Genomic DNA, 7,630 nt, shown 5'->3' on the forward strand with positions numbered 1-7,630 from the left:
GTTCGGTAGGGTCGGCGGCGAGATGCACAAGACCCTGATCGTGACCAACGACTTCCCGCCCCGGCCCGGTGGCATCCAGGCGTTCCTGCACAACATGGCGCTGCGGCTGGACCCCGAGCGGCTCGTCGTCTACGCGTCCACCTGGAAGCGGAGCCGCGAGGGAGTCGAGGCGACGGCCGCCTTCGACGCCGAGCAGCCCTTCACCGTCGTACGCGACCGGACGACCATGCTGCTGCCGACTCCGGGAGCCACCCGGCGGGCTGTGTCGCTGCTGCGGGAGCACGGCTGTACGTCGGTCTGGTTCGGTGCGGCGGCCCCGCTCGGTCTGATGGCGCCCGCGCTGCGGAAGGCCGGGGCGGAGCGGCTCGTGGCCACCACGCACGGGCACGAGGCGGGCTGGGCGCAGCTGCCCGCCGCGCGTCAGCTGCTGGGCCGGATCGGTGAGGCCACGGACACGATCACGTACCTGGGTGAGTACACCCGCTCCCGTATCGCGACCGCGCTGAGTCCGGAGGCGGCCGGGCGGATGGTCCAGCTTCCGCCCGGGGTCGACGAGAAGACCTTCCACCCCGGCTCGGGCGGCGACGAGGTCCGCGCCCGTCTCGGCCTGACCGACCGCCCCGTGGTGGTCTGCGTCTCCCGCCTCGTCCGGCGCAAGGGCCAGGACACGCTCATCCGGGCCATGCCCCGCATCCTGGCCCGGCAGCCCCGGGCGGTGCTGCTCATCGTCGGCGGCGGCCCCTACGAGCAGGACCTGCGCAGGCTCGCGCGCGACACCGGGGTCGCCGACTCGGTCCGCTTCACCGGCTCCGTGCCCTGGTCCGAGCTGCCCGCCCACTACGGCGCCGGTGACGTCTTCGCCATGCCGTGCCGTACGCGCCGGGGAGGGCTGGATGTGGAGGGCCTCGGCATCGTGTACCTGGAGGCGTCCGCCACCGGGCTCCCCGTGGTGGCCGGCGACTCGGGCGGCGCCCCCGATGCGGTTCTCGACGGCGAGACCGGCTGGGTCGTCCGCGGCGGCTCCTCCGAGGAGACCGCCGACCGCGTCCTCGCCCTCCTCGACGATCCGGAGCTCCGCCGCCGTATGGGGGAGCGGGGCCGGGAGTGGGTCGAGGAGAAGTGGCGCTGGGACCTGCTGGCGGAGAAGTTGCAGGCGTTGCTCTAGGGGCCTGTCGTTCGGATCATCCCGGCGTCGCGTGGCCCGCCGGTCGTCAAAGGGATATTCGCGCACCCTCTAGGCGGATGTCGGAAATCGGCCCATGCTGCGCACATGACAGAAAAACTGACTCCTCGTCACTTGACGCTGCGTCAGGGGGCGGCTCGCAACCTGACCCGTCGCCAAATCCTCGGTATGGCAGCCCTCCAGACGGCCGCCGCCCTCGGGCTCACCCGTATCGGCCTCCAGTCGGCTCAGGCGGCCGAGCCCGCGGCCGTCGACAACTCCCCGGCGATCGTGATCGGTTCCGGCTACGGCGCCGCCGTGGCCGCCCTCCGCCTCGGCCAGGCCGGTATCCGCACACTCGTCATCGAGATGGGCAGGCTCTGGAACACCCCCGGCCCGGACGGCAAGGTGTTCTGTTCCACCGCGGCCCCGGACAAGAGATCGATGTGGTTCCGGACCCGCACGGAGGCGCCGCTGGCCACCTTCCTGTGGCTGGACGTCGTCAACAAGGACATCGACTCCTACCCCGGCGTCCTCGACCGTGTCCGCTTCGCCAACATGTCCGTGTACGTCGGCCGCGGCGTCGGAGGCGGCTCGCTGGTCAACGGCAGCATGGCCGTCACACCTCTCCAGTCGTACTTCGCCGAGCAGTTCCCCACGGTCGACACCGCCGAGATGTACAGCACGTACTTCCCGCGTGCCCGCTCCATGCTCGGCGTGAACTCCATCGACCCGGCCTGGTTCGAGTCCACGGAGTGGTACCGCTTCACCCGGATCTCCCGCAAGCACGCCCAGAACGCGGGCCTGAAGACCACCTTCGTCCCGAGCGTCTACGACTTCGGATACATGCAGCGCGAGGCGGCCGGCACCGCGACGAAGTCCGCGCTCGGCCAAGAGGTCATCTACGGCAACAACCACGGCAAGCGCAGCCTCGACAAGACCTACCTCGCCTCGGCGCTGGGCACCGGAAACGTCACGATCCACACCATGGAGCGGGCCAGGGGCATCCGCAGGGCGAGCGACGGGACGTACGTCGTGACCGTCGACCGCATCGACGACACCGGCGCGGTCGTCGAGACCAAGGAGTACGGCTGCACCTACCTCTTCCTCGGTGCCGGCAGCGTCGGCACCACCGAACTCCTCGTCCGGGCACGGGCGAAGGGCACCCTGCCCGCCCTCGACGCCGGCGTCGGCGCCGGCTGGGGCACGAACGGCAACGTGATGCTCGGGCGCGCCAACCACCTGTGGGACACCGTCGGCGAGAACCAGTCCACGATGCCGGTCATGGGTATCGACGACTGGGCGAACACCTCCAACCCCGTCTTCGCCGAGATCGCTCCGCTGCCCACGGGACTGGAGCACTGGGTCAGCCTCTATCTCGCGCTCACCAAGAACCCCGAGCGCGCGTCGTTCACCTACGACTCCGCGACCGACTCCGTGAAGCTCGGCTGGAGCGCCGCCCAGAGCGCGGTGTCCGTCTCCATGGCCAAGAAGCTCTTCGACCGGATCAACTCGGCCAACTCCACGATCTACCGGTACGACCTGTTCGGCTCGTCCAACAAGGTCTTCGCCGACGACTTCACGTACCACCCGCTCGGCGGCTGCGTACTGGGGAAGGCGACGGACAACTACGGGCGCGTGAAGGGGTATTCGAAGCTGTACGTCACCGACGGCTCGCTCGTGCCCGGGTCGATCGGGGTCAACCCGTTCGTGACGATCACCGCGCTCGCGGAACGGACGATGGCGCGGGTCCTGGTCGAGGACACCGCGCCATAGAACCCCCGGTGGGGCTCAGCCCTGGTAGATCGTGGGCTCAGCCCTGGTAGATCGTCTCGATCTCGTCCGAGAAGTCCTTCGCCACCACATTGCGCTTGAGCTTCAGTGACGGCGTGAGGTGGCCCGAGTCCTCAGTGAACTGGGAGGACAGAATGCGGAACTTCCGCACCGATTCCGCCTTCGACACCGCGGCGTTGCCGTCGTCGACCGCGGCCTGGATCGCCGCGTTCAGGTCCGCGTCCGCGCGCAGCGACGCCGCGGTGGAGCCCGCCGGCTTGCCGTGCTCGGCGGCCCAGCGCCCCAGGAACTCCTCGTCGAGGGTGACCAGCGCGCCCACGAACGGCCGCCCGTCGCCCACCACCATGCACTCCGCGATCAGCGCGTGCGCGCGGATCCGGTCCTCGATCACGGCCGGGGCGACGTTCTTGCCGCCCGCGGTGACGATGATCTCCTTCTTGCGCCCGGTGATCCTGAGGTAGCCGTCCTCGTCGAGGGTGCCGATGTCACCGGTGTGGAACCAGCCGTCGGCCAGCGCCTCCTCGGTCGCGCCCGGGTTGTTCCAGTACTCCTTGAACAGGTGCTCGCCGTGCAGCAGCACCTCGCCGTCGTCGGCGATACGCACCACCGAGCCGGGCAGCGGCTGGCCGACCGTGCCGATCTTCTGCCGGTCCCAGGGGTTGAAGGCCGTGGCCGCGCAGGTCTCGGTCAGGCCGTAGCCCTCCAGCACCGTGAAGCCGATGCCGCGGAAGAAGTGGCCGAGGCGCTCGCCGAGCGGGGCGCCGCCGGAGATGGCGTACTCGCCCTTGCCGCCGAGGACGGCCCGCAGCTTGCTGTAGACGAGGACGTCGAAGACCTTGTGCTTGATCTTCATCCCGATCGACGGGCCCGACGGCGTGTCCAGGGCCTTGCTGTACGCGATGGCCGTGTCCGCGGCCTTGTCGAAGATCTTGCCCTTGCCGTCCGCCTGGGCCTTGGCGCGCGCCGAGTTGTAGACCTTCTCGAAGACGCGCGGCACACCGAGGATCAGCGTGGGCCGGAAGGTGGCGAGCTCGTCGGTGAGGTTCTTGATGTCCGGGACGGTGCCCAGCTTGATCGGCGCCATCATCGGCGCGATCTGCACCAGCCGCCCGAAGACGTGGGCGAGCGGCAGGAAGAGCAGCACTGAGCACTCGCCGGTACGGAACAGGGGGCGCAGCCGCTCCACGATGTTCCCGCACTCGGCGAAGAAGCTGCGGTGGGTGAGCACACAGCCCTTCGGGCGGCCGGTCGTCCCCGAGGTGTAGACGATGGTCGCCGGGTCGTCGGCCTTGGCCAGCGAGCCGCGCTCCTCGACCATCGCGTCCGTGACGTCCCGGCCGAGGCGGCCCAGCTCCTCCACGGCGCCGGCCTCGATCTGCCAGACGTTCTTGAGGGCGGGCAGCCGGTCGCGGACCGACTCGACGGCGGCGGTGTGGGTGTCCAGCTCCACGACACAGGCGGTGGCGCCCGAGTCGCTGAGGATCCACTGCACCTGCTCCGGCGAGCTGGTCTCGTACACCGGCACGGTGACCGCGCCCGCGGACCAGATCGCGAAGTCGAACAGCGTCCACTCGTACCGGGTGCGCGACATCAGCCCGACCCGGTCACCCGGCTGCACCCCGGAGGCGATGAGCCCCTTGGCGACGGCCCGCACCTCGGCCAGGAAGGCGGCGGCGGTGACGTCCTCCCAGGCACCGCCCACCTTGCGGGCGATCACGGCTGCTTCGGGGTGCTGCGCGGCGTTTCTCCGGACGATGTCGGTGAGATTGCCGTCCGTGGGGACCTCGTACAAAGCCGGAAGGCTGAACTCGCGCAAGACTGCTGCTCCTCATAGGGCGCCGGCGCCACGACTCTGTGTGCTGCGACGGTGGGTCCAAGACTCGGGCAGGTACTCCGGGATTCACATGTTGAAATCCTGAGCACTACTGGACTGACCGGACGTTACCCGCCGGTATGCCATCAGCGACAGGGGTCCGGGCGAGATGTTCTCACCGTCACACATGACGGGCTTTCCATGGCGCACAGTAGTCCACGGAATTCGCAACTGGCCAGTAACCACAGGTCCGGCCACCTCTGTTCACGTTTGCGCCACGCGCCTACGCTTGATCACCATGGCACCCACACCAGGCGGCAGCGGCAGGACACGGATTCACGTGGTCAGCGACGTGCACGGCAACGCACGTGACCTGGCCCGGGCCGGCGAGGGCGCCGACGCCCTGATCTGTCTCGGTGACCTGGTGCTCTTCCTCGACTACGCAGACCACTCGCGCGGCATCTTCCCCGATCTGTTCGGCGCCGAGAACGCCGACCGGCTCGTCGCGCTGCGTACCGCCCGTCGCTTCGAGGAGGCCCGCGAGCTCGGTGCCCGTCTCTGGGCCGGTATCGCCTCGGACAGGTCCGCCGTGATCGAGAAGGCGGTGCGCAAGCAGTACGCCGAGCTGTTCGCGGCCTTCCCCACTCCTACGTACGCCACCTACGGCAACGTCGACATGCCGGCCCTCTGGCCGGAGTACGCCGGGCCGGGCACGACCGTGCTGGACGGCGACCGCGTGGAGATCGGCGGCTGGACCTTCGGGTTCGTCGGCGGAGGTCTCAGGACGCCGATGCGGACGCCGTACGAGATCAGCGACGAGGAGTACGCGGCGAAGATCGAGGCGGTCGGCGAGGTGGACGTGCTGTGCACCCACATCCCGCCGGAGGTGCCGGAGCTGGTGTACGACACGGTCGCGCGCCGCTTCGAACGGGGCAGCCGCGCCCTGCTGGACGCGATCCGGCGCACGCGCCCGCGCTACTCCCTCTTCGGCCATGTCCACCAGCCGCTGGCGCGGAGGATGCGGATCGGGGCGACCGAGTGCGTCAACGTCGGCCATTTCGCCGGCAGCGGCACACCGTGGGCCCTGGAATGGTGACTCCCGGTCCCGGATGACGACGGACCCCAGGTGGGGTGGCGATGGTTCGGCGGTCGCACGGTAGCCTTCACGCTGCACACACGTGCGTACGACCCTCCCTCACCGGACCGCATCTGGAGGAGCCACGGCGATGGCGGAACACACCAGTTCGAGCATCACGATCGAGGCGGAACCGGCCGAGGTCATGGATGTGATCTCCGACTTCGCCCGCTACCCGGACTGGACGGGCGAGGTGAAGGAGGCAGAGGTCCTGGCGGCGGACACCCAGGGGCGCGCGGAGCAGGTCCGTCTCGTCATGGACGCCGGCGCCATCAAGGACGACCAGGTCCTCGCCTACACCTGGACCGGCGAGCACGAGGTCTCCTGGACCCTGGTCAAGTCCCAGATGCTCCGCTCCCTCGACGGCTCCTACATCCTCAAGCCGGCCGGCGCGGGCTCCACCGAGGTCACGTACCAGCTGACGGTGGACGTCAAGATCCCCATGCTCGGCATGATCAAGCGCAAGGCGGAGAAGGTCATCATCGACCGGGCTCTGGCGGGCCTGAAGAAGCGGGTCGAGTCGGGGTCGAAGTAGGGGAGGCGCGCTCCTGAATCGGGGCGCAGCCCCCTGATTCAGGAGCGCGGGGCTGTGACACCGTGCGGCTCCGCCGCGTGGGCGCGACAAGCCACGACAGGCCACGACAAACCCGCGGCCGCCCACCGCCCGCTACCAGGCAGACGAGACGCACCCGGCCACTGCCCGGAGGGTACGGTGCACTCCCATGCGCACCATCCTGATCACCGGCCAGGGCGGCAGCGGCCGTACGACGGTCGCCGCGGCCACCGCCCTGAAGGCCGCCCGCGAGGGCACCCGCACCCTCGTACTCAGCGCCGACCGCACCGACAGCCTCGGTGCGGTGCTCGGCGTGCCCACCGGTGCCGAGCCCGTGGAGGCGGCCGCCGGCCTCACCGCATGGCGGCCGGACGCGGCGGAGGGCTTCCGGGCGGACCTGGTCGCCTTCCAGGAGCGGGCCACCTCCGTCCTCGACCTCCTCGGCGCCTCCCGCCTCGACGCCGAGGAGCTCACCCCGCTGCCCGGCGCCGAGGAGCTCACCCTCCTGCGCGCCCTGCGCGACGCGACGCTCTCCGAGGCATACGGCCTGCTCGTCGTCGACCTGCCCCCGGGCCCCCAGGCGCTCGCGCTCCTCGGCCTCCCCGAGGAGCTCCGCCGCTATCTGCGCCGCCTGCTGCCCCCGGAGCGCCAGGCCGCCCGCGCCCTGCGCCCCGTACTCGGACGCCTGGCCGGCGTACCGATGCCCGCGGAGTGGCTGTACGACACGGCCGCCCGCTGGGACATCGAGCTGGCCGCCGTGCAGTCGGTCCTGGAGGAGAGTTCCACGACCGTACGGCTGGTCGCCGAACCGGGACCCGGCGGCACCGACCACGTGCGCACCGTCACCGTCGGCCTCGCCCTGCGCGGTCTGCGCCTCGACGCGCTCGTCGCCAACCGCGTCCTGCCCGGGACCACGGCCGACACCTGGCTCGCGGGCCTCGTCGCCCAGCAGCGCAAGGCCCTGGAGCACTGGCGGGACGCGTACGGCGGCCGGAACGACGACGGCGCGAAGGACGGCGACCGGAGCGACGGCGGCGGGAAGGACGGCGGAGAGGCCAGGCCGGAAGCCCATGTCCAGGTCCACGAGGTCGCCCACCTCGGCCGCGACCCCCGAGGTGGTGACGATCTCGCCGCGCTCGACGTGCCCGACGTCAATCCGGCTCCCTCCCCTCC

6 protein-coding genes are annotated in these 7,630 nt (G+C 70.4%); 5 read left to right on the plus strand and 1 reads right to left on the minus strand.

Going from position 1 to position 7,630, the window contains the following annotated elements; translation table 11 throughout:
- Positions 1–22 precede the first annotated feature (22 nt).
- Both FNH04_RS09965 and FNH04_RS09970 read left to right on the plus strand, forming a co-directional pair.
- Positions 23–1,165, plus strand: coding sequence for a glycosyltransferase family 4 protein (locus FNH04_RS09965; RefSeq protein ID WP_152782464.1), 1,143 nt, complete (start codon positions 23–25; stop codon positions 1,163–1,165).
- Positions 1,166–1,270: 105 nt separating this feature from the next.
- A complete protein-coding gene (locus FNH04_RS09970; RefSeq protein WP_449343785.1) occupies positions 1,271–2,938 on the plus strand; it encodes a GMC oxidoreductase in 1,668 nt (555 codons plus the stop codon).
- A 37-nt stretch (positions 2,939–2,975) separates the two neighbouring features.
- On the opposite strand, the gene FNH04_RS09975 is transcribed toward FNH04_RS09970, so the two are convergent.
- A complete protein-coding gene (locus tag FNH04_RS09975) occupies positions 2,976–4,772 on the minus strand; it encodes an AMP-dependent synthetase/ligase (RefSeq protein ID WP_152782468.1) in 1,797 nt (598 codons plus the stop codon).
- 337 nt (positions 4,773–5,109) lie between these two features.
- Between FNH04_RS09975 and FNH04_RS09980 the strand changes: the two genes are divergently transcribed.
- The 3 genes from FNH04_RS09980 to FNH04_RS09990 form a co-directional block, all read left to right on the plus strand.
- Positions 5,110–5,865: a metallophosphoesterase family protein gene (locus FNH04_RS09980; RefSeq protein ID WP_322722843.1), complete on the plus strand. Its 756-nt coding sequence runs from the start codon at positions 5,110–5,112 to the stop codon at positions 5,863–5,865.
- Between the two features lie 130 nt (positions 5,866–5,995).
- The gene (locus tag FNH04_RS09985; RefSeq protein WP_152782472.1) at positions 5,996–6,439 is read left to right on the plus strand and encodes an SRPBCC family protein; all 444 of its coding nucleotides are present in this window, start codon (positions 5,996–5,998) and stop codon (positions 6,437–6,439) included.
- Between the two features lie 187 nt (positions 6,440–6,626).
- The coding region (locus FNH04_RS09990; RefSeq protein ID WP_152782474.1) for an ArsA family ATPase at positions 6,627–7,630 on the plus strand (1,004 nt) is incomplete at its 3' end.

Source organism: Streptomyces phyllanthi (assembly GCF_009377205.1).
GTDB lineage: Bacteria > Actinomycetota > Actinomycetes > Streptomycetales > Streptomycetaceae > Streptomyces > Streptomyces phyllanthi.